21 protein-coding genes are annotated in these 22,896 nt (G+C 70.5%); 10 read left to right on the top strand and 11 right to left on the bottom strand.

Annotated features, from left to right (window positions below; genetic code table 11):
• Window positions 1-45: 45 nt before the first annotated feature.
• The 5 genes from AB0J86_RS27375 to AB0J86_RS27395 are packed head-to-tail and all read left to right on the top strand — an operon-like array spanning window position 46 to window position 6,206.
• Entirely contained in the window at window positions 46-810 is a 765-nt protein-coding gene (locus AB0J86_RS27375) for an aminotransferase class IV (protein ID WP_363860480.1), read from the top strand.
• A gap of 15 nt (window positions 811-825) precedes the next feature.
• On the top strand, window positions 826-2,061 hold the full coding sequence (locus AB0J86_RS27380) for an MFS transporter (protein ID WP_363860481.1): 1,236 nt from the start codon (window positions 826-828) through the stop codon (window positions 2,059-2,061).
• 40 nt (window positions 2,062-2,101) lie between these two features.
• Window positions 2,102-2,791 carry a cyclase family protein gene (locus AB0J86_RS27385; protein WP_363860482.1) on the top strand — a complete coding sequence of 230 codons (690 nt, stop codon included), beginning with the start codon at window positions 2,102-2,104 and terminating at the stop codon, window positions 2,789-2,791.
• Window positions 2,792-2,804: 13 nt separating this feature from the next.
• Window positions 2,805-4,439 carry a condensation domain-containing protein gene (locus tag AB0J86_RS27390; protein ID WP_363860483.1) on the top strand — a complete coding sequence of 545 codons (1,635 nt, stop codon included), beginning with the start codon at window positions 2,805-2,807 and terminating at the stop codon, window positions 4,437-4,439.
• Window positions 4,440-4,469: 30 nt separating this feature from the next.
• Window positions 4,470-6,206, top strand: coding sequence for a non-ribosomal peptide synthetase (locus tag AB0J86_RS27395; RefSeq protein ID WP_363860484.1), 1,737 nt, complete (start codon window positions 4,470-4,472; stop codon window positions 6,204-6,206).
• 306 nt (window positions 6,207-6,512) lie between these two features.
• On the opposite strand, the gene AB0J86_RS27400 is transcribed toward AB0J86_RS27395, so the two are convergent.
• From AB0J86_RS27400 to AB0J86_RS27430, 7 genes are all read right to left on the bottom strand, one after another.
• Window positions 6,513-7,514, bottom strand: coding sequence for a glycoside hydrolase family 11 protein (locus AB0J86_RS27400; protein ID WP_363860485.1), 1,002 nt, complete (start codon window positions 7,512-7,514; stop codon window positions 6,513-6,515).
• Window positions 7,515-8,005: 491 nt separating this feature from the next.
• Window positions 8,006-8,665, bottom strand: coding sequence for a response regulator transcription factor (locus tag AB0J86_RS27405; protein WP_363860487.1), 660 nt, complete (start codon window positions 8,663-8,665; stop codon window positions 8,006-8,008).
• Window positions 8,662-9,816: a histidine kinase gene (locus AB0J86_RS27410; protein WP_363860488.1), complete on the bottom strand. Its 1,155-nt coding sequence runs from the start codon at window positions 9,814-9,816 to the stop codon at window positions 8,662-8,664. The genes AB0J86_RS27405 and AB0J86_RS27410 overlap by 4 nt, the downstream gene beginning before the upstream one ends.
• A complete protein-coding gene (locus tag AB0J86_RS27415; RefSeq protein WP_363860489.1) occupies window positions 9,813-10,646 on the bottom strand; it encodes a CPBP family intramembrane glutamic endopeptidase in 834 nt (277 codons plus the stop codon). Before AB0J86_RS27415 ends, AB0J86_RS27410 begins: the two co-directional genes overlap by 4 nt.
• A 252-nt stretch (window positions 10,647-10,898) precedes the next feature.
• The gene (locus AB0J86_RS27420; protein WP_363860490.1) at window positions 10,899-11,633 is read right to left on the bottom strand and encodes a DUF6766 family protein; all 735 of its coding nucleotides are present in this window, start codon (window positions 11,631-11,633) and stop codon (window positions 10,899-10,901) included.
• 212 nt (window positions 11,634-11,845) lie between these two features.
• Window positions 11,846-12,151: a hypothetical protein gene (locus AB0J86_RS27425; RefSeq protein WP_363860491.1), complete on the bottom strand. Its 306-nt coding sequence runs from the start codon at window positions 12,149-12,151 to the stop codon at window positions 11,846-11,848.
• 169 nt (window positions 12,152-12,320) lie between these two features.
• On the bottom strand, window positions 12,321-12,521 hold the full coding sequence (locus AB0J86_RS27430; RefSeq protein ID WP_363860492.1) for a hypothetical protein: 201 nt from the start codon (window positions 12,519-12,521) through the stop codon (window positions 12,321-12,323).
• Between the two features lie 80 nt (window positions 12,522-12,601).
• Between AB0J86_RS27430 and AB0J86_RS27435 the strand changes: the two genes are divergently transcribed.
• Genes AB0J86_RS27435 through AB0J86_RS27450 form a run of 4 tightly spaced genes read left to right on the top strand, consistent with a single transcriptional unit; the run spans window position 12,602 to window position 16,503 of the window.
• Entirely contained in the window at window positions 12,602-13,690 is a 1,089-nt protein-coding gene (locus AB0J86_RS27435; RefSeq protein ID WP_363860493.1) for a phosphatase PAP2 family protein, read from the top strand.
• Window positions 13,691-13,730: 40 nt separating this feature from the next.
• Window positions 13,731-14,423, top strand: a complete 693-nt coding sequence (locus AB0J86_RS27440) for a response regulator transcription factor (RefSeq protein WP_363860494.1) — start codon at window positions 13,731-13,733, stop codon at window positions 14,421-14,423.
• Complete coding sequence (locus tag AB0J86_RS27445; RefSeq protein ID WP_363860495.1) at window positions 14,420-15,985, top strand: HAMP domain-containing sensor histidine kinase; 1,566 nt, start codon at window positions 14,420-14,422, stop codon at window positions 15,983-15,985. The genes AB0J86_RS27440 and AB0J86_RS27445 overlap by 4 nt, the downstream gene beginning before the upstream one ends.
• Window positions 15,982-16,503 carry a hypothetical protein gene (locus tag AB0J86_RS27450; RefSeq protein WP_363860496.1) on the top strand — a complete coding sequence of 174 codons (522 nt, stop codon included), beginning with the start codon at window positions 15,982-15,984 and terminating at the stop codon, window positions 16,501-16,503. The genes AB0J86_RS27445 and AB0J86_RS27450 overlap by 4 nt, the downstream gene beginning before the upstream one ends.
• Here the strand turns inward: AB0J86_RS27450 and AB0J86_RS27455 are convergent.
• The 4 genes from AB0J86_RS27455 to ligD all read right to left on the bottom strand — a co-directional run bounded on the left by AB0J86_RS27455 (window position 16,497) and on the right by ligD (window position 21,155).
• Window positions 16,497-17,669, bottom strand: a complete 1,173-nt coding sequence (locus tag AB0J86_RS27455) for a D-alanine--D-alanine ligase family protein (protein WP_363860497.1) — start codon at window positions 17,667-17,669, stop codon at window positions 16,497-16,499. The two genes, AB0J86_RS27450 and AB0J86_RS27455, sit on opposite strands and share 7 nt — an antisense overlap.
• Window positions 17,666-18,808 (bottom strand): alanine racemase, encoded by a 1,143-nt coding sequence (gene alr / locus AB0J86_RS27460; protein WP_363860498.1) that lies wholly within the window; start codon window positions 18,806-18,808, stop codon window positions 17,666-17,668. Before alr ends, AB0J86_RS27455 begins: the two co-directional genes overlap by 4 nt.
• On the bottom strand, window positions 18,805-20,088 hold the full coding sequence (locus AB0J86_RS27465) for an acyltransferase (RefSeq protein ID WP_363860499.1): 1,284 nt from the start codon (window positions 20,086-20,088) through the stop codon (window positions 18,805-18,807). Before AB0J86_RS27465 ends, alr begins: the two co-directional genes overlap by 4 nt.
• Before the next feature lie 101 nt (window positions 20,089-20,189).
• Window positions 20,190-21,155 (bottom strand): non-homologous end-joining DNA ligase, encoded by a 966-nt coding sequence (ligD, locus tag AB0J86_RS27470; RefSeq protein WP_363860500.1) that lies wholly within the window; start codon window positions 21,153-21,155, stop codon window positions 20,190-20,192.
• Window positions 21,156-21,384: 229 nt separating this feature from the next.
• On the opposite strand from ligD, the gene AB0J86_RS27475 reads away from it, so the two are divergent.
• A complete protein-coding gene (locus tag AB0J86_RS27475; RefSeq protein ID WP_363860501.1) occupies window positions 21,385-22,833 on the top strand; it encodes an MBOAT family O-acyltransferase in 1,449 nt (482 codons plus the stop codon).
• The last annotated feature ends 63 nt before the right edge of the window (window positions 22,834-22,896 follow it).

A 22,896-nucleotide genomic window follows, 5' to 3' on the forward strand; every position in this document is an offset into this window, starting at 1 on the left:
GCAATAAACCCCGACGTCGGATTCCTCTGCTTTGACGATCTGGGCGTGCTACGGGGCGACGGCGCGTTCGAAGTCATGCGGATCCATCAGGGCGAGATTTTCTTCTTGGCTCGACACTTGGTTCGCCTCGCCCATTCGGCAGCGCGGTTGGAACTGACCCTGCCCGACCTGACGCGTCTTCGTAACTTCATCCTGGAAACCGCCGCAGCGTGGCCGTCCGACACGGAGGGAATGCTCCGTCTCGTCTGCTCCCGAGGCCGTGCCGGAACGGACATCGCGACCGTCTACTGCGCCGTAACGGAGCTCGGACCGGAGACAGCGAGATTCCGCCGAGACGGCGTTCGCCTTTGCACCGGCGCCAGCGGATTTTCGGCCGAGGCCAGGGCATCGGCCCCTTGGCTCCTCGGTGGCGTGAAGTCCCTCTCGTATGCCGTGCACATGGCTGGTGCACGATGGGCCGCCCGCAACGGCGCGGACGACCTGTTGTGGACCACGACAGCGGGTCAAATTCTGGAGACCACGGGGTTCAGCATCGTCTGGATCGACGGCCGCCGCCTGTGTACCGTCCCGGCGGACACCGGCGTCGTGGCCGGCACGACGGCGGGGGCGCTGCTCGCGAAGGCGGGCGAGCTGGGCCTCGCGCCAGCCGAGCGCATGGTGACGGTGAACGACCTGACGAAATCGGACGGAGTCTGGGCGACCGGATCTCTGAGCGGTGTGGTTGCCGTCCGGAGCATCGATCGCAGAACGATGCCGGATTCGCCCCTGATCGGACAGGCAAGAAGCCTTCTCGGTTATCCGGCCGAATAAAGGGAAACGCCGGTAATGAAAACCTTCCTTCCTGCCGATCGTACCGAATGGCGGCTGTCGATCGGCAGCGCGGTGGATTCGGTCGGCTACGGACTGTTCATAGCTGGCGGCCTCATCTACTTCACGTCCGCCCTCGGGCTCACCCCGGCCCAGGTCGGCGCAGGGCTCTCGATATCTGCACTACTCGGATTTGCCGTAGCCGTCCCTGCGGGAATCCTCGCCGACGCGTGGGGCCCGCGACGGATCGCCATTCTCATGGCGTTGGCGCAGGCGGCAACGATGGCGTCGTTCCTGTTCGTCCGATCCTATGGGATGTTCCTCGTGGTGGCGTCCTTGTTCGCCTGTGCCGAGCGGGGCGGAATCACCGTACGGCGGGCCCTGATCGGAGCACTTATCATCGACAGGTCCCGGGTGCGGGTGCAGGCATATCTGCGGAGCGTCTTCAATGTCGGAATCTCGGTAGGCACCCTGGCGGCCGCTGCAGTGCTGCAGGCGAGGCGCCCGGAATTGTACGAGGTGCTGATTGTCGCCAACGCATTATCCTTCATTGGCCTTGCGGTGGCGAATTTGACGCTGCCGCAGACGCCAGCGGGCCGCCCGAGGAAGTCGGGCCCGAGGCGCGCGGCCATACAGAACGGAAAATATGTACAGCTCGGATTGCTGTCCGGCCTGCTCGGCCTCCATGTGAGCATTCTGGATATCGGTCTACCGCTATGGATCACCCTGCATACGGCCGCGCCGCCGTTCCTTATCGCATTGGTATTCCTCGTCAACACGGCGATCGCGATCGCGTTGCAGGTCCGACTCAGCCGCAGCTCCGGTTCAGTGCCGGGCGCGGCTCGCTCCCTGGGCCGCTCCTCGGCCTGCGGCGCGGTGGCCTGCCTCGTTCTCGCGCCGACCGGCTGGCTTCCCTGGTTTCCCGCAGCGGTCACCATCCTCGCCGCTGTCATGGTCCTCAGCATTGGTGATCTGTTGCAGGCGGCGGGCAGCTGGGGGCTGTCCTTCGGGTTGGCCGGGGGTGAGCAGCAGGGCGAGCATCTGGGAACCTTCTCGCTAGGTGAGGCGCTGCGGGACACTATCGGACCCATCTTGATCACCTCGCTTGTGGTTGGCTCAGGTGCCGCCGGATGGGCCGCCTTATCCGTCTTGTTCCTTCTGCTCGGTGCGCTCGTCGCGCCATTAGCCGCACGGGCCTCCGTAGCTTGCGAAATTGACCCCGCGCCGGCCCCGCTCAGGACACCGGCACATTAGATGTCTCATTTCTTTTCTGATTCGAAGGGATGTGTCGAACGTGCAGCTGATCGACATAACTCATGGCTTTTATGAGGGCATGCCGTCCTATCCGGCATCCTGGTACCCGAAATTCTCTCTTGATCGGGTGATGACTCCGGAAAGCGATCCGGCCGGTACGAGCCGCTTGTTCTCGCAGCTTCACCTGTTTCCTCACAATGGCACCCACATCGAAACCGGAAGGCATTTTTTCCCAAGCGGCCGAACTATCGACGAGGTGCCGCTCGAGGTCCTCTTCGGGCGCGCTTGTGTCGCCGACCTGTCGCATAAGCAGGAGCTTGACCCGATCGCTGCGGACGATCTCGACAAGGCCGTCGGCGAGTTCTGGGTACCGGGGGATCGGCTGCTTATCAGAACCGATTACCTGCACACGCACTGGGGGCGGGAGGACTATTGGGACCGCCCTCCGTACCTCACCAGCTCTGCTGCGGACTGGGCCGTCGAAAACGGTGCAGTTCTGGTCGGGCTGGACTGCCTCACCGAACGTCCTGGTGACCTTGAATCTCCCGTCCACCGGACGTTGCTGGCCGCGGACATACCGATTCTCGAGTACATCACCGACCTACATCTCGTTGGTGCTTCGGTGGTGACCCTCCTGGCGATGCCGATCAAGGTAGCAGACGCCGAGGCCGCGCCCGCGCGAGCGGTAGTCATGGTGGACGAGACCCCGCGACCGCAGGTCGAACGGTGAGGGTGAGGGTTTCATGCCTACTCCGACCGCGTCGCTGAGAGAGGTCGAGGAACAGATCACCGCCATCTGTCGCGAGATCCTCGATCGCCCAGATCTCTCTCAGGATGCCGACTTTTTCCGGTCTGGAGGCGACTCTTTGGCGGCAATGCGTCTTATCGGTAGGTTGCATCGATGCTACGGCGTGCAACTGGCGATGGCTGACCTACTTGATGCCCCAACAGTTGCCGGGATGACGCAACTCGTCCGGTCGATCCGGCCGCCGCAAACCGCGGCCGACGTTGAGCTCTCCGCAACTGCCTCCACATCAACGTCAGTGTTGCCGCTGTCGCCGGATCAGGCTCGCCGTCTCAATATCGAAGACCAGCGGAGTGCCTTGAGTCAGCCTCCTCAGGGGCACAACGTCGCAGTGGGACTGGTTGTTCGTGGCGAGTTGGACCTGGCGGTCCTCGATCGCTCGTTGACGACGGTTGCTCGACATCATGAAGCCCTGCGTGTCCAGTTCCTGAAGAAGGACGATGGGACTTGGACGCAACGGATAGCAGCGCCGCGAGACGTTGCGACCGAGATGATGAACTCGCCTGCGGCCCACGTGGGCATACCCAGCCTGTTACCCGAAGTTCGCCGAGCAGCCCTCCGGCCACTCGCCCTGGCCGACGGGCTTCTTATGCGATCGCAATGCTGGCAAGTCGACCACCATACCTCGATAGTTCTACTCCTGTTCGATCACACAGTCGTCGACGGCGTTTCCGTCGGCATTCTTCTCAATGACTTGGGCGCGCTCTACGGCAATGGCGGTAAGCCGGTCGACACCTGCTCTGACAACGAGTCGGGTCACTATCGCCGGTACCTTCAAGAAGAGCAATCATGGCTCACTTCCGACACGGCCGGCGCGGTCACCAGCTACTGGGCGAAAGAACTGCGTGGAAATTCGCCCTTCTGGCCCGCCACTCTAGAGTGGTCACGGCCTGAGAATGTGGCGTCGACACACTCCGGCGCCATTCACCTGAGCTTTGCGGACGACCTTACGGGCAGGCTAGACGAAGTCGTCACCGGATCGACTCTGACTCGGGCCAATGTGATGCTCGCGATGACTATGTTGGCTCTCGCACGACACGGCCGCGAGCAGAGGGTCGGTGTAATTGTCCCATTCGCTAATCGGGAAATGCTCGAGGCGGACAGGCTGGTCGCGGACACCGCCAACTGTGTTCCGGTCGCCGTGACCGTTCCAGCGTGCGGCACCCTACGACGATTTGCCGGAGAAGTGAGCAGGGTGGCGTATCGGGCACTCGCGTACCAACGGATGTCCGCTTCAGAGATTGCGCGTCGGCTGTGTCCACCGGATTTCGCAGGCCTGCCGCGTCGACCCTACGTTCTGTTCAACTTCATGCAGGGCGACGCGACCGACGAACTGAAGCCGCTGAATTTGTCCGGCCTCAGCGTCGAGTCGCTCGCCATCGGAACCGGCATAGCGAACGCGCCCTTGGCTATCCGCATTCAGGAGCATCAAGGCGGGCTTGACGTGGTTGTCACGTACGCACGAGAGATGCTTTCCGACGATGTGGCGCTCGCCGTGGTCGGTATCCTCACGGAAATTGTGGAAGGCTTCATCGCCTGTCCTGACGTCCGGCTCGAGGACCTTCCTTGTTGACCGACCCTACTCTCCCCCGGAGCGTGTGCGATGTATCTCCCACCTGTTGTTCGAGAGATTACGCGCGTCGCCGCGGAGCATCCCGACGCAATAGCGGTGACCGACGGGGTGAGGTCGGTGTCGTATGCCGAGTTACTGCAGCTCGCGCGTCAGGTTACGGCTACCCTCGTTGAGGGGGGCGTCGGCGAGGCGCAGGTAGCGGCATTTCCCGGTGTGCGGAGCATCGGCTCCATTGTGACCATGATGGGTATCCTCGGGGCTGGCGCTGGATATATTGCCGTGGACGCCAATTCGTCCGAACGAAGCAAAATGATTTTCGGCGAGGTAGGCGTCTCAGCCATAGCGACCGGCTTGTCCACAGCAGGGTCCGCCGAGGGATGGGAATTCGTTCCGGGCCGCGGAAAGCGCTGGGGCGAGGCTCGCGCGCACCCAGCCTACGCCATTTTCACCTCCGGTTCGACCGGTAAGCCCAAGGGGATACTCGTATCGCACGATTCGCTCGCCTGGCATGCGCGCGCGATACGCATCGCATACGAGCTCGAGCCCGGTGACAGGGTATTGCACTGCAGCTCGCTGCTGTTCGACGTCGCGATAGAGGAGATCTGGCCGACGCTGGCGGCTGGCGCGACCGTCGTGGTTCTGCCCGAGCCTTTGGGTAACCTCTCCTACGATCGCGCTACCGCCCTGCTCAGTGACCTTGGCATTTCGGTCTGCAACATCCCGAGTTCATACTTCGCCGGATGGGTCGAGCACCTCCGAACGTCGCCCTTGCCGTCCTCATTGCGTCTCGTGGTGGTCGGTAGCGAGCCCTTGCCTGGTTCAGCGGCTCGGGCGTGGCTCGGCCTGGAGCAATCGGCGGGGCGGCGACTGGTGAACGCATACGGCCTCTCCGAGGCCACTGTCACGTCGCTAATCTATGAGGTGCAGGCAGATGGCGGTGAGGACGCCTGCGTCCCGGTCGGCCGCCCGCTCCCGGGTATCGACGTGCTGATTGTGGACAAGTCAGGCAATCCAGTGTCGAAAGGCGTGACTGGGGAACTCTGGCTCGCCGGCGAGGGACTCTCGATGGGCTATACCGACGCTATCGCCGATGGCGGGAAGTTCGTGACAAGACGTGACTCTGGCTCTCCGCGACGGTGGTTGCGAACCGGTGACCTGGCGCGGTGGGACGGTGCTGAGATATCGGTCTGCGGCCGCACAGATGATCAGGTGAAAATTGCTGGCCATCGGATCGAGCCGGCCGAGCTTCTTGCAGCTTTGCTGAACCTAGAACAGGTGCGCGACGCCCGGATACTGCACCTCGACGGTGAACTGGTGGCGTTCCTTGTCGGGCGCCAGCAGTCGTATCAAGACGTGCTGGGCTCGCTTGCGAGGGTTCTTCCGTCGTATATGTTCCCGACCACGATCAAGTGGCTTGCCGAATATCCGACCACTTCCGGCGGGAAGGTCGACCTGGCGGCGCTTGGTGCGATTTATTACGAGGTTGCGGCTAGGCGCGACTTGACAGTGGATGGATTGGCTGAGGTATGGACGTCGGTGCTCGAAGTGCCCGACGTAAAATTTTCGGACGATTTCTTCGACCTCGGGGGAAACTCGCTCGCGGCTGCTCGGGTCATCTCTGCTCTTCGCCGGAGGTGGGATGCCCAGTGTACTCTGGCGGACGTTTTTTCGTCCCCGCGACTGGAAGATTTCGTCGAGCTGCTGGTATCGCGTGGACAAATGGTTGGTGACTCGACCGGGCTGCGGGAAGTGGAGAAGGTTCCGTAGAGGCGCCAGCGCCGGCAAGAGTTCGGTGGACAATGGATTCGGACGGCCGCAGGTCCATAAAAATCGCGGAGGAACACCGCCGAGCGCCGTGACCCGGTCAGCCCGACCGGGACGAGCGTCAGACCCGCGGTGGAGCTGGGGTGGCGACGGTCTGGCCTGGTACCCGAGCGTCACCGGCTCGCCCTGGGCCGAGTAGCCACGTACGGTCGCCCGGCGGAACCCCGGTGCGGGGTTCCGCCGGACGTCCTCGGTTCGTGTCGTGGGTGTACGCCACGTCGGCGACGCGCCGTACGCCCCGCCGCCGCGTCAGCCGGTCGCGCAGCTGGCCGTGGGCGTGGTGTTGTTGCCGTTCTTGTAGAGCGTGATGCCGAAGTTGTTGCCGTTGCCGTTCGGCCGCGCCGTCAGGGTGCCGCTGGTACCGCTGACCGAGGCGTTCCAGCTGTTCTGCAGGCTCTGGCTGCCGTTCGTACGGATGGTGACGACCCAGTTGCTGGCGCCGCTGACCGAGAAGTTCACGTTGAACCGGTCGCTCCACTCGTCGGCACGGCTGACGCTGACCGTGCAGCCGCCGCCACCGCCGGGCGGCGGGGTGGTCGAGCCGCCGCCGGAGCTACCGATCGTGATGTTGGAGTTGCCGCTGCTCTGGTAACCCTCGGTGGCCAGGATCTGGTAGTAGTGGTTGCCCAGGTTCATCCCGTACCGGGCCCACGCGTCGAAGTGGTTGCCCGTGGTGATGGTGCCGCCCACGCGCTTCGACTGCCGGACGCTCCAGTACTGGTAGAAGGTCTGGGTGCCGTCGATGGAGGGCGCGTTGACCCGCTGCGTCCGGTAGATGTCGTACGTGCCGCCGTCACTGCTGACGGTGCCCATGTAGCCTTGCCCGCCCGGGGGTCGGTAGTTGCCCCAGCTGTCGACGATGTAGTACTCGATGAGCGGGCTCCGCGTCCAGCCGTAGAGGGTCAGGTACGCGTTGCCGGACGGGTTGAAGCTGCCCGAGTAGGTCACCGTCCGCCGGGTGCCGGGGTTCCAGCCCTTACCGGCGACGAAGTTGTTGATGTTGCTCCACTGGGTGCTGTACTGGCCGCCGTTACCCATCTCCATGGTCACGTTGCCACTGTCTTTCCAGAAGGAATAGAAGTAGCCGTTGTGGGTCCCGGTCGAGTTCGACGTCACGGTCTGGGCCTGCGCGGGGCTGGCCAGGATTACGGTGGTTCCGGCCGAGATCAGTGCCACGGCGCAGGCACCGCCGATGATCATCCTGAGGCGCCCGCGCCGGCGGGCCCTCGGCGGGACGGGTGCGTCGTTCATGTACGTGCCTTCCTCCTCGTGACGGCTGGCGGGAGGCCAGCGGGCGCGGGCGACCCGGCGGGGCTGCCGGTGGCCGGGCGACGGCTGGACGTCGTACCGCGCGGTGGTGGTTGCCCGACCGCCGCGCACGGCGGCCGGAGGAGCAGGTGGCGGTGGGCGCCTCGACGAAGATTGAGGTCCGTCGATGGCGACAGTATTGGCACCGGGTCGTCCACTTGTCAACAACTATCGGAAAGGTTGTGGAAACCTCGTCCCGGCAGCGGCCTCCCGGCCGCGAGGCATCGGGCCTGACCAGTAGTCGTCTCCGGGCGGCAGGGGGCCGGGGCCGACCCGTCGCGGCTCCGGCCGGAGGGTCGGGATCGGGGTCGAGTCGGCCGAAAGTTCCGGAGGTCTTCCGGACCGTGCCGTGGTCACCCGGGGACGACCGGAGGCGCCGCCGGCGAGAACCGCGGGTCTCAGGTCACCAGGGGTCTCAGGTCACCAGCGGCTTTTCAGGTCACCAGGCCCCGGCGGTACGCGTAGACCACCGCCTGTACGCGGTCGCGCAGGTCGAGCTTCGTGAGGATGCGGGACACGTACGTCTTGACGGTCTCGTGGCTGATCACCAGCGTCGCGGCTATCTCGCTGTTGGAGAGGCCGTTGGCGATGAGGCGCAGCACCTCAAGCTCGCGCGGGGTCAGCCCGCTGTCGCCCGGCGTGCGGTCGGCCGGACGGATCCGCGCCGCGTACCGGCCGACGAGCTGCCGCGTCACCTCGGGCGCCAGCAACGCGGCGCCGCTCGCGACCGTGCGGATGCCGTGCAGCAGCTGCGCCGGCGGGGCGTCCTTGAGCAGGAACCCGCTCGCCCCCGCCCGCAGCGCCTCGTACACGTACTCGTCCAGGTTGAACGTCGTCACCACGAGCACCTTGACCGGGTGGGCCACGCCGGCGCCGGCCAGCAGGCGGGTCGCCTCGATGCCGTCGAGCACCGGCATCCGTACGTCCATCACCACCACGTCCGGACGCAGCCGGCCGGCGAGGTCGACCGCCCCGCGCCCGTCCCAGCACTCGCCCACCACCTCCAGGTCGGGTTGGGCGTCGATGATCGTCGCGAAGCCGGTACGGATCAGCGCCTGGTCGTCGCAGACCAGGACCCGGATGGGCGCGGTCACGACGGGCTTCCGGCCGGGATGCGGGCCCGTACGACGAAGCCGCCGTCCGCCTGCGGGTCCGCGCTGAACTCGCCGCCCAGGACCCCGACCCGTTCGCGGAGCCCGGCGAGACCCCGCCCGCTCCCGCCCGGAGACCCGGCGCGCGAGCCGGAGCCGTCGGTACCGACCTCCACGGTGATCTCCCTTTCGCCATGGTGCACGCGCACCACGGTCCGGCTGCCGTGCGCGTACTTGAGGGCGTTGGTCAGGGCCTCCTGCACGACCCGGTAGGCCGCGAGTTCCGCGCTGCCGGTCGACTCCGCCGGCCGGCCCTCCTCGGTGAACTCCACCGGCTGCCCGGCCCGGCGCGTCTGCTCCACGAGCGTGCGCAGTTCGCCGGCCGACGGCGTCCTCGCCTCGGTGCCGTGGTCGGGGTTGAGCAGGTCGAGCAGGTGTCGCAGGTCGGTGATGGCGCGCCGGCCTGTGTCGGTGACCGCGCTCAGCGCCTCGTCGAGGCGATCGGGTACGGCGGTCAGGTACCGCGCCGCCTCGGCCTGCACCACCATCGCCGTGACGTGGTGGGTCACCACGTCGTGGAGTTCCCGGGCGATCCGGGTGCGCTCGGCGGTACGGGTCGCCTCGGCGACGTGGCGGCGGCGTTCGGCCTCGGCGGCCCGGGTGGAGCGCAGCCAGGAGCCGATCCCCCAGGCGAGGGCCAGCGCCAGGTAGAACGTCACGTAGCCCTCGACCCGCTCGGTCGCGCCGAGCCGGTCGAGCGCGACCGCCAGCGGCACGTACGCCACCGAGAGGAGGACCGCGGCGGTGCGCCGGTGGCGCTCCAGATGGGCGCCCGCGCTCACCAGCGCGATGGGCAGCGCGGTGCCCGCGAACGCGTGGTAGCTGCGGAGCTGGTCGAGGGCGAAGCCGAGCGACACCAGGGCCAGACAGACGGCCGGCCACCGCCGGCGTACCGCGAGGGGAAGGCATTCGAGGGCGACCGCCGCGACGGCCAGCGCGTCGTACGGGCGGGCCGGCCGGTCGCCGACCTCGGTCCCGAGGCCGTGCAGCGCCGGCAGGAGCGACCCGACGACGAGCAGCAGCGCGAGCGGGAGATCCCGGACCGTGACGTCGTACCGACGCCACCGGTCCGGGACCCACCGAACGCCGATCACCGGGAGAGCGTAGCGGTCGCGGCGCCCGCCGGGGTGCGCCGACGACGGGGCACCAGGTGGCCGCGGCGGCGGGCCAGCGCCATGAAGACGAGCGTCAGCACCACGCCGGCCAGCACCGAGTACGCGCTCGCCTCCGGCCCGAACTCGCCGCCCGTGAGCAGGGCCGGACCCGACAGCACGCCGTCCAGCAGCCCGTCCCCGCTCTTGCCCGAGACCTCGGTACCGAAGATGCCGGCCTCGGCGAAGTTCCAGCCGAAGTGCAGGCCGATCGGTAGCCAGAGGGTCCGGGTGGCGGCGTACGCGGCGGCGAGCATGCCGCCGGCCTCGACCGCGATGGCGATCGCGCCCCAGAGGCTGGCGTGCGGATTCAACAGGTGCGACAGGCCGAAGAGCAGGCCGGTCAGGGCCAGCGCCAGCCACGTACCCAGGCGCTCCTCGACGATCCGGAACAGGATGCCGCGGAAGATCAGTTCCTCCGTCACGGCGGCGGCGGCCGTGAAGCCGAAGAACCCGAGCGCGCCCAGCGCCGAGCCCCAGCCGGTCACCCGGTAGCCGCCGAGGAACGCGATGTTCACGATGACCGCCGCGAACATCCCGGCGCCGATCAGCAGCCCGCGACCGACGGCCGCGCCGGCGCCGGCACGGGCCACCTCCACCGGCGCGCGGCGCTCGGTCCGGCGCACCACCCAGCCGTACGTGACCAGCGCGAGCACCGCCGTCGCGACCCCGAGTACCAGGGTGAGCGGCGCGTTCCCCGACACCGCGCCGACGGCCAGACTGCCGGCGAAAGCGACCGCCGCGACGGCCCCGAGCTGCTTCAACAGTCGCATGACGACTCCTTGGCGAGATCCCCGCGGCCGGAGCGCCGCGGCTGCGTCGAACGCTATGGATCCGCCGGGCCGGAATCGTCACCCCACCGTGGACAGTCGCGGGTAGCTCGCTCGGGGGACAGCAGCGAGCGCCCCGACCGCCCGGGCGCCCCGACTGCCCCGGGCGCAGCGAATGCCCCGGGCACGGCGACCGCCTCGGGCGCGGGGCGTCCGACTCCGGTGGGATCGGAAGCTCCGCGGCCCGGGGCGCGGTCAGCTGCCGGTCTCGGCGTGCGGCGTGGTGACCGGCTTCGACTCCGGCGAGCCGTGCTGGCGGAGGAAGACGCTGAGCACGATCAGCGCGCCGACGGCGAGGAACTCGCTCTGCCAGTTCTGCATCGACTGGAACCAGAAGTCGCTGGTACCGAGGAAGTGCCAGGCGGAGATCGGCGGCGCTCCGGTCTCCAGCGACTGCTGCTCGTTGTACTCGGCGGTGCCGCCGAGCAGGTGCAGCACGAAGGAGGCCCCGAAGAGCAGGAACAGCGCGATGGAGAGGCTGTTGCGGTACAGCACCGCCGCCAGGCCGCCGGCGCGTACGGGCCGGGGCGAGTCGGGTCCGGCCGCCCGGGGATCGTCGTCCGGCCGGTCGCTGTCCGGCTCGGGCTTGGACTCGGCCGATCCCCGCTGCACCAGGTACACCGTGAGCAGGACGTACGCGCCCATCTGGAGGAACTCCGACTCCCAGTTCTCGAACGTCGCCTCCACGAAGTGACCGGTGCCGAGGTAGTGGAGATAGCTCTCGGATGCCCGGCCCGCCTGGGTCAGCTCCTCGTTGTGGGTCTGCCAGCCGAAGAGGCTCTGCAGCACGAGGAAGAGCAGGAACGCGCCGAACATCGCCACGGCGAGGCCGTGGTCGCGCAGCCAACGGCGTACCGGGGTCGAGTGCGGCCGGGAGTCCTCCGGCTGCTTCGTGGCGGCCGGTCTCCCCTCGACGATCTGCTGGCCCATACCAGGATCTCCTTCCCCCGGTCGTGCCTCCCCAGGCGGGGAATCACCCCTGGCGTTGAACTTCCCTGGCGGGAGTCGCGGAAAACCTGGTCACGACGGTGCCAACCCTCCCGTAGCGCACCCCGTCGGCCGAGCAGCCCTCATCCCGCGAGCCGACGAAGTCAGAGAGCATCCCCGTGGCGATGGTCCAGCGGCGCCGCGCGGTGTCGGGATCAAGCGCGTACCCGGCGCTGCCACGGGGCCGGCTGTGGAATCCGCCGCCACCACCACCGGTCGGGCTCCGGCGGCACGGACGCCGTACCCAGTTCCGCCGCCAACTCGGCGCCGCCGTCGTCCTCCGTGAGCGCCACGAACCGCCGGTCGACGTCGTCCAACGACGTGGCGAACCGCGCCCGGAGTGGCTCGGGCAACGCCCGACCCAGCCCGGCCAGTTCGTCACGGAGTTCGAGGTCCTCCCGGTAGTGGACGGCCGGGTACCACCCGTCCGGCGGCCAGCCGTCCGCCAGCCGAGCCGCCATGCCCTCCCAGGCGCCGAGCCGGGTGCAGGCGCGCCACGCGGTTTTGCTGAGGTAGATGTCCAGCTGCCAGTGCAGGTGGCCGGCGATCGGCGCGACCGTGCAGCTGACCGGGGCGGACCAGTTGCGGTCGTCCCGCGACAGGGGTCGGTCGCGGTTCCGACCGCTCCGGCTAGTCCGTCGGATTCCGGTCCTGGCCCGAGCCGCGTACCCACAGGCGGACTCCCAGCAGGAGGCACGCCGCGCCGACGACCGCCACCGCGCTCTTGAGCGCCCACGGCGCGTCCTCGACGAACGGGAAGGCATTGCCGGCGGCGAGGGCGGCGAGCGCGACCAGCAACAGCAGGACGGCCAGGATGCGATCCCGAGACATTGCGACACCGTACCCGGTGAGATCACTGTCTTGATCGATGTCGGGGGCGGAAACTGTTACAGAACGCGGACATTCCTGGGATGGGCCCCGGACGTACCGGGTCGAGCCTGGTCCACGTGCACCCCGGACCGTCGTACTCGCCGATCGCCCCGTGGCCGGGCTCCGGCCGGCCCGCGGCGTGGCCGCTGCCACCCGTTCGCGACACCCATCCGAGCCGGCCGCTGCTCGTGGCGGCCGGCTGCTACCTGCTCGCCCTGGGGCTGACGTCCGGCGTGTTCCTCTGGACACGCGCCGGTCAATGGCTGGACGGCCTGCTGCTACCGCGCGCCGAGCGGGGCGGCGGGTACGAGCAGCGGACCGTCCTGGTCGGTCCGGCCAGGGCGGTGCTGGACGTCTTCGGCAGCCCGACGGTGCTGGCCGCCCTGCTCGGCTCGGTGCTGCTGGTGGGCCTGCTCGGCCGGCGGCTGGTGGCGGGGGTGGTCGGCGTCGGCATGGTCCTCGGGGCGGTGGCCGTGGCCGGCGTGGCCAAGTCGGTGCTGCTCCGCCCGGACTACCAGATCGAGAGCTCGACCACCCACAACAGCTTCCCCAGCGGCCACGTCACGGCCGCGACCGCGCTGCTGATGGCGTTCCTGCTGGTCCTGCCGGGGTGGGCCCGGCCGTGGCTCGCCGTGCCGGGCGCGGCGGCGGTCTCGGTGGTCGCCTCGGCCACCATGATCGCGGGTTGGCACCGGTTCAGCGACACGCTCGGCGGGGTCCTGCTGGGCGCGGTGCTCTGCTGCCTGGCGGCGGCCGCCCTGGCGGCGCGACGTGGCGACGCCGGTCCCGGCGACGCCGACGAAACGCGCGCCGGACCGAGGCGGGCTGCCCTGATCGGGGCGGTGCTGGGCCTGGTCGTGCTGGTTTGGGCGCTTCTGGCGGTCGTACCCCGGCTGGCCGCGTCGGTCGAGCCCGGTCCGCTCGCCGCCATCGTCGCGACCACCGTCCTGACGACGGTGACGGTGGTCGCGGTGCTGTTCCCGCTGCGTACGACGGACTTCCGCGACCGGACGAACCGTCGGAACTTCCGCGACCCGACGAACCGCCCAGAACGGCCGGGTCCGGGCCGGAACGTCGAGAACCGGTACGGCGCGGCGCGAGTCGAGGCGGGGTCGGCACCGTGGAACTAGCGAAATGGCGAAGTCGGCCTATGCTGCGATACTTGGCGACATGTCCCGGGTCCTGCTGATCGAAGACCACCAGACGGTGCGCGACGGTCTACAGCTGGCGTTGACCCGGCAGGGGCACACCGTGGACGCCGTGGCAACCGGCGAACAGGGGCTGGACCGGCTGCGGGCCGGCGCGTCCGACGTCGTGATCCTCGATCTCATGCTGCCCGGGATGGACGGGTTCGAGGTCTGCCGGCGGATCCGGGCGCTCGGTGACCTGCCGATCATCATGCTCACCGCCCGCAACGACGACATGGACGTGGTGGCGGGCCTGGAGGCGGGCGCCGACGACTACGTGGTCAAACCCGTACAGGCCCGGGTGCTGGAGGCGCGGATCCGCGCGGTGCTGCGGCGGGCCGCCGCCGAGTCACGCCGCGGCGGCGGCGAGCAGGGCCCGGAACAGTACGGCAACCTGACCATCGACCGGGCCGCGCTGGTGGTCGGCAAGGACGGCGTGCCGGTCAGCCTCGCCCCGACCGAACTGCGCCTGCTGCTCGAACTGTCGCGCACGCCCGGCCGGGTGCTCAGTCGCCAACAACTGCTGGAGGCGGTCTGGGAGCACGGCTACCTCGGCGACTCGCGGCTGGTGGACGCCTGCGTACAGCGGCTGCGGGCGAAGATCGAGGACGACTCGTCGGCCCCGGTCTTCGTACAGACGGTGCGCGGGTTCGGGTACCGGTTCGGGCCGCTGTGAACCCCTGGCGACGGTCCGGCCTGCGCGCCGCCGGGCTCCGGGTCCGGCTGCTCCTGGCCTTCGCGCTGCTCGGGCTGGTCACCACGGCGGTGGTCGCCGGCGGAAGCTACCTCCAGGCGCGCCGGGTCATCCTGCAGCAGGCGCAGGACGCCGCGGTGGTCTCGCTGACCGACCAGCTCACGAAGTTCTACCCGATCCGCCAGCTCCCACCGCAGCAGGAGGACCTCGACCGGATGGCCCAGCTCCTCTCCGACCGGGACGGGTACGCGATCGTCATCTACCACGACATGCGGGCGCAGGGCAGCCAGACGGCCGACCTGCTCACCCCGGAACTGCGGCGGGACGTACGGGACGGCGACCGCGTCGTCTGGCAACGGGTCTCGGTGCGCGGGGCACCCGCCCTGGTCATCGGCGCGCCGCTGATGCTGGAGCAGCCGGACGGTACGTCCGAGCCCTCCGGCGTGGAGGTCTACGCCGTACGCAGCCTGCTGTCCGAGCAGCGCAGCATCGACCAACTCGCCCTCTGGGCGTGGCTGACCGGCGGGCTCTGCCTGGTCTTCGCCGCCCTGCTGGCCTCGCTGGCGGCCAGCGGCGTGCTGCGACCCGTACGCGAGCTGGGCCGGGCCGCGCACCGCCTCGGCGAGGGCGACCTGACCACGCGGCTGGCGGTCCGGGGCTCGGACGAGCTGACCGAGGTGGCCCGGACCTTCAACCACACCGCCGAACTGTTGGAGCGGCAGGTCGGCGAGCTGCGCCGGATGGAAGCCGACGCCCGGCGCTTCGTGGCCGACGTGTCGCACGAACTGCGTACGCCGCTGGCGGCGATGACGGCGGTCACCGACGTCCTCGACGAGGAGGCGGACCGGTTGCCCGGGGACGCCGGCCGGGCCGCGCGGCTGGTCAGCGAGGAGACGCAGAAGCTCACCCGGCTGGTCGACGACCTGATCGAGGTGAGTAGGTTCGACTCGGGTACGGCGCGGCTCGCCCTCGACGAGGTCGACGTGGCCGCGGCGGTGACCGCGACGCTGCGGGCGCGCGGCTGGGCCGACCGGGTACGCGCCGAACTGCCGCCGGGGGTCATGGCCCGGCTGGACCCCCGCCGGTTGGACGTCGTCGTCGCCAACCTGGTCGGCAACGCCTTCCGGCACGGCGCTCCGCCGGTGTGGCTGCGGCTGCGCGCCGAACCCGACTGGATCACCGTCGAGGTCGGCGACCACGGACCCGGGCTGGACCCGGAGACGTTGCCGCACGTCTTCGACCGGTTCTTCAAGGCGGACACCGCGCGGACCCGGTCCGAGGGAAGCGGGCTCGGCCTCGCCATCGCCTGGGAGAACGCCCGCCTGCACCGGCACGCCGGGCACCAGGGCAGCCTCGTCGCCGGGAACGGTCCGAGCGGCGGGGCACTGTTCACGCTCCGCCTGCCGCGCGCGACCACCGACCCCGCGGAGGCCGCCGAGTCGGCCACGGCCGAGCGCGCGGGCGCCGCCGGTCCCGCGGCCGATCCGGCCACGGTCGGTCCTGCGGCCGCCGGCGATTCCGCGGCCGCCGGAGGCGTACGGTGACCGGGCGGAACGGAACGCGCGCCCGGCGGGCGGGTGCCACCCGGCTCGCGGCGCTGCTCGCCGCCGGGGCGCTGCTCGCCCTGCTCCTGACGGGCTGCGGGGTGCGGCCCAGCGCGGTCGTCACCGGCCGTCCCGCGCCGGACGGACCGGCCATGGGGATCCGCCTGTACCTGGTCTGGCACGGCCAGCTCGCACCGGTCACCCGCCCGGTCAAGCAGCACCTCTCCCGGGAGCAGGTGCTCAGGATGCTGGCGGCCGGGCCGGACGGGTACGAGCGGAGCCAGGGCCTCACCACCGAGGTGCCGCCCGACCTCGTACCGACCGCCCCGCCGTCGTCGAGGGCCGAGTCGATCGGCCTCACCGTGACCATGTCGGGCGCGGTGACCACCCTGTCGGCGATCGCCGCCGACCAGATCATCTGCACCGCGAGCGGCATGGCCGCCGAGGGCCAGAAGCCGGCTCCGGTCACCATCTCCGGACCCGACGGCTCCCGGCCGCCACGGCTCTGCCCCTACTGACCCACGGTGCGGTCACCGCGGTACGGGCCGGGGCGGAGGCGACCCCGGGACGGGCCGGCCAGCGCCCCGGAGATCAGGATGTCGAGCAGGGCGGGGAACTCGACGCCGGCCTGCTGCCAGATCCGGGGGTACTGCGACGTGTCGGTGAATCCCGGGAAGGTGTTGACCTCGTTCACGACCGGTTCGCCGAACTGGCCGGCGCCGGCAAGCCCCGGGCCGGCCGCGGCGGACTCCGGACCGGTCCCGGCGGACTCCGGACCGGTCCCGGCGGACTCCGGACCGGTCCCGGCGGACTCCGGACCGGGCTCGGCGGACTCCGGGCCGATGGTCGCAGCGGAGGGCTCGGCGTCGGGCAGGAAGAAGTCGACCCGGAGCAGGCCGCGGCAGTCGAGGGTGTGGAAGGCGCGTACCGCCCGGTCCTGGAGCAGCGCGGTGGTGGCGGGATCGAGCGGGGCGGGGATCTGGAAAACGGCGCCGCCGTCGTACTTCGCGTCGTAGTCGAAGAAGCCGGCGCCGGAGACGCTGATCTCCAGCGGCGGGCCGGCCGCCACCCGGCCGTCGGGGTACTGGAGGACGGCGACGTCGATTTCGCGTCCCCGTGCGGACCGCTCGACCAGGATCTTCGTGTCGAACTCCCGGGCCAGCCGCAGCGCGTCGGGCAGACGCGCCCAGTCGTCGACCCGGGTGACACCGAGGCTGGAGCCCGCCCGGGCCGGCTTGACGAAGACCGGCAGGCCGAGGCGTCGCCGGTCGGCCGGGGAGAGGTCGTCGCCGGGGCGCAGGGTGACCCCGGGGCTGACCCGCAGGCCCTCGGCGGCGAGGAGCTTCTTCGTGACCGCCTTGTCCATGCCGGCGGCGCTGGCGAAGACGCCGTTGCCGACGTACGGCACGCCGAGCCACTCCAGCAGCGACGCCACGGTGCCGTCCTCGCCGTACGGGCCGTGCAGGGCCGGGAAGACCACGTCCTGGGCGGCCAACACGCGCAGGGCCCGGACCAGCGACGCCGGCTCGCCGTCGACCCGCCATCCGCCGTCCCGGCCGACGAGGACCTCGGTCACCTCGTACCGCTCGCGGTCCAGTCCCGCGACGATGCTCGTCGCCGAACGGACGGACACCTCGTGTTCGCCGTTCTGCCCGCCGTACAGGACGGCCAGTTGGGTTTTCACCACGTCTCCACTTCCTCGTGCAGGTATCGCCGACCCACCCGGGCGCCGATGCCGGTCAAGATCTCGTTGGGATTGGTCCCCGCCCACCGGGCCCACTGGGCGACCGTCGGCCGGCTCCGGTCGTCCCGCTCGGGCCCGAACACCACGGCCGGGTCCCCGATCGCCACGGGCAGGTCGCCCGCGTCGACGACGCACTGGTCCATGGCGATGCGCCCGACGATCGGGCAACGCCGGCCGGCGAGCCACACCGCGGCGCGCCCCTCGGCCGCCCGGGGCAGACCGTCGGCGTAGCCGAGCGGCAGCAGGGCCAGCGTGGTCGGCTCGCGGGTCACGTACTCGGGGCCGTACGAGACACCGGTACCGGCCGGCACCCGCTTCACGTTCACCACGTCGGCGCGCAGCGTCATGGCCGCGCGCAGCCCGTACCGGCCCGGCCCGTCGCCGCCGAACGGGTCCACCCCGTAGAGCGCCAGCCCGATCCGGCACAGGTCGTAGCGGGTCCGAGGGGCGGAGAGCGCCGCCGCCGAGTTGGCCAGGTGCACCAGGTCGGGGCGCAGCCCCGCGGCCCGCGCGGTCGTCAGGGCCTCCTCGAAGACCGCCACCTGCCGCGCCAGGCGCGGGCTACCCGGTACGTCCGCGTCGGCGAGGTGGGACCAGACCCCGCGTACCCGTACCGCGCCCTCCAACTCGTACTTGCGGGCCCAGCCGGTCAGCTCGGGCCAGTCGTGCTCGCCGGCCCCATTGCGGGACAACCCGGTGTCGGCCTTGAGCTGCACCATCGCGGGTACGCCGAGCCGGCGGGCCGCCTCGGCGACGGCGTGCAGGTGGCTCGCGGTCGAGACGCCGAGGTCGGTGCCGGCCGTGATCAGCGCCCCGAAGTCGTCGTCGGGTCGGTGCAACCAGCTCAGCACCGGCGCGGTGATGCCCGCCGACCGCAGGGCCAGCGCCTCGGCCGTCGAGGTCACCCCGAGCCACCCGGCGCCGGCGCGCAGCGCGGCGCGCGCGACCGGTACCGCGCCGTGGCCGAACCCGTCCGCCTTCACGACCGCCATCAGCCCGGTACCGGCCACCGCCGCGATCGTCCGCACGTTCCCGGCGATCGCCGCGAGGTCGACCACCGCCTCGGCCAGCGCGCTCATCGCGCCGCCCCCAGCCGGTGCACTTCCGGGCGGTGCGGGTCCGGGCGGCGCGGGTCCGGGCGGTGCGGGTCCGGGCGGCTTCCGTCGCGGCGGCCCGCCGCCGGCCGGCGGCGCGCGGGGAGGTCGAACAGCCAGGACGCCCCCGCCGCCAGCAGGACCCGGTGGACGGCCAGGCTCAGGACCATGACGAGCCCGGTCGTCAGCACCGGGTAGCCGAGCACGACCAGCTCCTGCCCAACCCGGTCGAGCCCGGAGAGCGGCCCGACGACCAGCCGGTGCAGCAGGGCCAGTACCGGCATGTGGATGACGTAGACGGGCAGCGTGTTGCGGCCCAGCCGGGCGAGCGGCTCGGCGAGGGCGCGCCAGCGGCACAGCCGGGCGGCGGCCGTGATGCCGAAGGCGACCGCGACGACGGAGACCAGCGGCCACACGCCGAACCAGCTCTGCGCGCCGGCCGCCGCCATCGCGGCCAGGACGAGGGCGTACGCGCCGGCGGTGAGCACGAGCCGGCGTCGGGTGGCGGTGGCCGCCCACGCCTCGATCCGCGGTCGCAGGTGCAGGCCGGCGAGGAAGAAGATCAGGTTCTGGTAGCAGCCACCACGGTTGCCGGGGGTGTCGAGCAGGCCGGCGGCGGTGACGGCGGAGAGGACCGCGGCGGGCACGAGGACCACTGCCGGGGGCACCCGGCGCACCGCCTTGGCGAGGACGAAGTACAGCGCCAGGGCGTAGAGGTACCAGAGGTTGGAGGGGGTGACGGTGAGCTGCTCCAGCAGGCCGCGGAGGGACGTCGCGCGGTCGGTCGGGAAGCCCGGGGCCGCGGCGAGCAGCACGGTGTGGATCAGCAACCAGGTGGCGTACAGGTAGCCGAACCGGGCGATCCGGCCCCGCGCGACGGACCGCCAGGGACGCCGTACGGCGTTGGCCGCGAAGACGCCGGAGATGGTGAAGAACAACGGCATCCGCAACGGCAGGAGCTGCTCGCCCAGGATGCCCCACACGCCGGGCACCGGTACGCCGATGTGCCACTCGACCCGCAGGTAGTCCTTGACGACGACGTGCCAGCCGACGACCAGGATGATGCAGACGCCCTTCGCGACGTCGGCCCACTCGACCCGGCCCGATCCTCGGCCGGCGGCCCCGCCCCGCGTCCCGGCCGGCCGCCGCATCCCGGCCGACGGACGCGCCTCGGCCGACGGACGCGCCTCGGCCGACGGACGCGCATCGGCCGGGGGTTGCCACGGCGCGGGCCAGGCGGCCGGCGACGTTCGCTCTCGGATCACCCGTCCGAAGCTGTCACCCGCATATCCGTACCCGATGCGCGAAGTGTCACGAGCCGGTAATGGATGCCGGCGGGCGCCCGTACCCGGCTCCGGGCCCCGCCTCAGCCCAGGGTGACCTCTCCCGGCTCCCGGTCGGGTCGCAGCCCGCGCCAGGCGGAGTGGCGCAGCCGGCCGTCCGGCGTGATCGTGCGGTAGACCACCTCCCCCACCAGCACCGGTTCCACCCAGCGCGCGCCCCGTGCCTCGGCGGCGGGGACGGGGATCGCGAACGGCGAGGTCTCCCGCGCCAGCGGGCGGAAGCGCCGGTCCAGGTCGTGCAGCATCTCGTTGGTGAACCCGGTACCGACCCCGCCGACGTACGCCAGTCCACCGTCGGGCCGGTGGACGCCGAGCAGCAGGGAACCGACCGTACCGGCGCGGCGACCCTCGCCCGGCCGCCAGCCGCCGATGATCACCTCCGTGGTCTGGATCAGGGCGGTCTTGCGCCAGTCGGGCGAGCGCCGGCCGGGCTGGTACCGGGAGTCGACGCGCTTGGAGACCACTCCTTCGAGCCCCTGCTCCCGGGCGGCGCCCATGACGTCGCCGGGGTCGCGCTCGAAGACCGGGGAGAGCAGGACGCCCGGATGGTCCAGCCGCAGCCCCAGCAGCGCGTCCCGCCGTGCGGACCAGGGCCGGTCGAGCAGCGGCCGGTCCAGCCTCGGCAGGTCGAACAGCACGTACCGCACCGGGGTCGACGCGACCAGGGCCGGGCTCGGCGAGATCACGTGCATCCGGCGTTGCAGCGCCGAGAAGCTCGGCGCGCCCCGCTCGTCCAGCGTGATCAACTCGCCGTCGAGGACCACGTCGCGCCCGCGCAGCAGCGACGGCAGGACGTCCAGCTCCGGGTAGCTCCCCGTGACGTCCTTGTCGTTGCGGGAGAGCAGTCGGTACCGGCCGGTGCGGCTCGCGTACGCGAGCGCCCGTACCCCGTCCCACTTGAACTCGTACGCCCAGCCCGACTCCTCGGGCAGCTCACCCGCCACCGCCAGCATCGGCCGGATGATCGCCGGCGAGCCCGTACCCCGCATGGGCCGAGCCTGCCGCACCGGTCCTCGCCGCGCTGGAGAACAGGGGCGAAGCGCCTGGCGGGAGCAGCGGCAGTCGGGCGCGCACACGGGCGGCAACTTCTCCCATGCGGCGGATCCGCCGGCGGTAGCGGCACTCGGTAGCATGACCCGGTTCGTGTCCGGGACGACTGGCCTTCGTCCTCCGTTCACCAGAACCTGTTAGGACCACACGTCGACCGGAAGTCCGAGAATGGTTTTCTCGTCACCCACCTTCCTGTTCCTCTTTCTGCCGCTGACCCTGCTCGGCTACCTCGCCGCGCCGGCCCGGCTGCGCAACGGCTGGCTGCTGCTGGCGAGCATGCTCTTCTACTTCTGGGGCGCGGGCGGCGAGATCGGGGTCCTGCTCTACGTGGGCCTGGTCAGCTTCTTCGGGGCGCTGATCGGCTGGCGGGCCGGGCGGCGCGCCCAAGCCGCCCGGGAGTCGGGCGCTCCGCCCGCCGTGCCCCGGGCGGCGATCGTCGCGCTGATCGCGCTGCTGCTCGTACCGATCTTCCTGTTCAAGTACCTGCCGCCGCTGACCCACCTGGCCGACTCGCTCGGCTGGAGCGACCGGTTCGGCATCGGGCCGGTGACGTGGGCGCTGCCGCTGGGCATCTCGTTCTTCACGTTCCACGCCATCTCGTACGTGGTGGACACCGCGCGGGGCGTGATCCCGGCCGAGCGGTCGCTGCGCGACTACCTGCTCTACCTGTTCCTGTTCCCGCACCAGATCGCCGGCCCGATCGTCCGGTACTCGGAGATCGTCGACGAACTCAAAAGCCGCCGGGACGTACGGCTGGAGATGGCCGCGTACGGCGTCACGCGCTTCGCCTGGGGCCTGGCGAAGAAGGCGTGCGTCGCCGACTCCGCCGGCATCGTCGCGGACTCCGCCTTCGCCGCGGCCGGTCACGACATGTCCGCGCCGACCGCGTGGCTCGCGGCCCTCGCCTACACGGTGCAGATCTACTTCGACTTCAGCGGCTACTCCGACATGGCCATCGGCCTGGCCATGCTCTTCGGCTTCCGCTTCCCGGAGAACTTCAACGCGCCGTACACGGCGCTCGGGCCGGCGGACTTCTGGCGGCGCTGGCACATCACGCTCTCGCGCTGGTTCCGCGACTACGTCTACATCCCGCTCGGCGGCAGCCGGCACGGGATCCGGCGCGAGTACGCCGGCCTGCTGGTCACGTTCCTGCTCACCTCGCTGTGGCACGGGGCGACCTGGCCGTTCCTCGTCTGGGGCGGCCTGCACAGCCTGGGCCTCCTGGTCGAGCGGATGACCGGGATCCGCGACAGCAAGCGCCTGAAGTGGCTGCGCCGCGCCGTCACGGCGGTCTTCGTCGTCGTCGTCTGGGTGCCGTTCCGGGCGGAAACGCTGACGCAGGCGGGCCAGATCTGGCGGGCCATGGTCTCCGGCGGGCTCGGCGCGCCACCGCCGAGCGTGCTGACCGCGCTCACGCCGGTGACGGTCGCCGCGCTCGCGCTGGGGCTGGCCACCTTCTTCGCGCCCCGGACGAGGACCGGGTTCCAGCTCGTGCACGGCCAGTTCCAGGGCTTCCGCCTGCGGGTGGCCACGGTCACCGCGCCCGTCCTGCTCGGCACGGCGATCGTCGGCAGCCTCTGGCTCGACTTCAGCCCCTTCCTCTACTTCCAGTTCTGAAAACCCGACCGAGCGACAGTTCCGAGACCTACCGATCCAGCCACAGCTCCGAGACCACCCAGC

Source organism: Micromonospora sp. NPDC049559 (assembly GCF_040676675.1).
Taxonomy (GTDB): Bacteria; Actinomycetota; Actinomycetes; order Mycobacteriales; family Micromonosporaceae; genus JBFAPK01.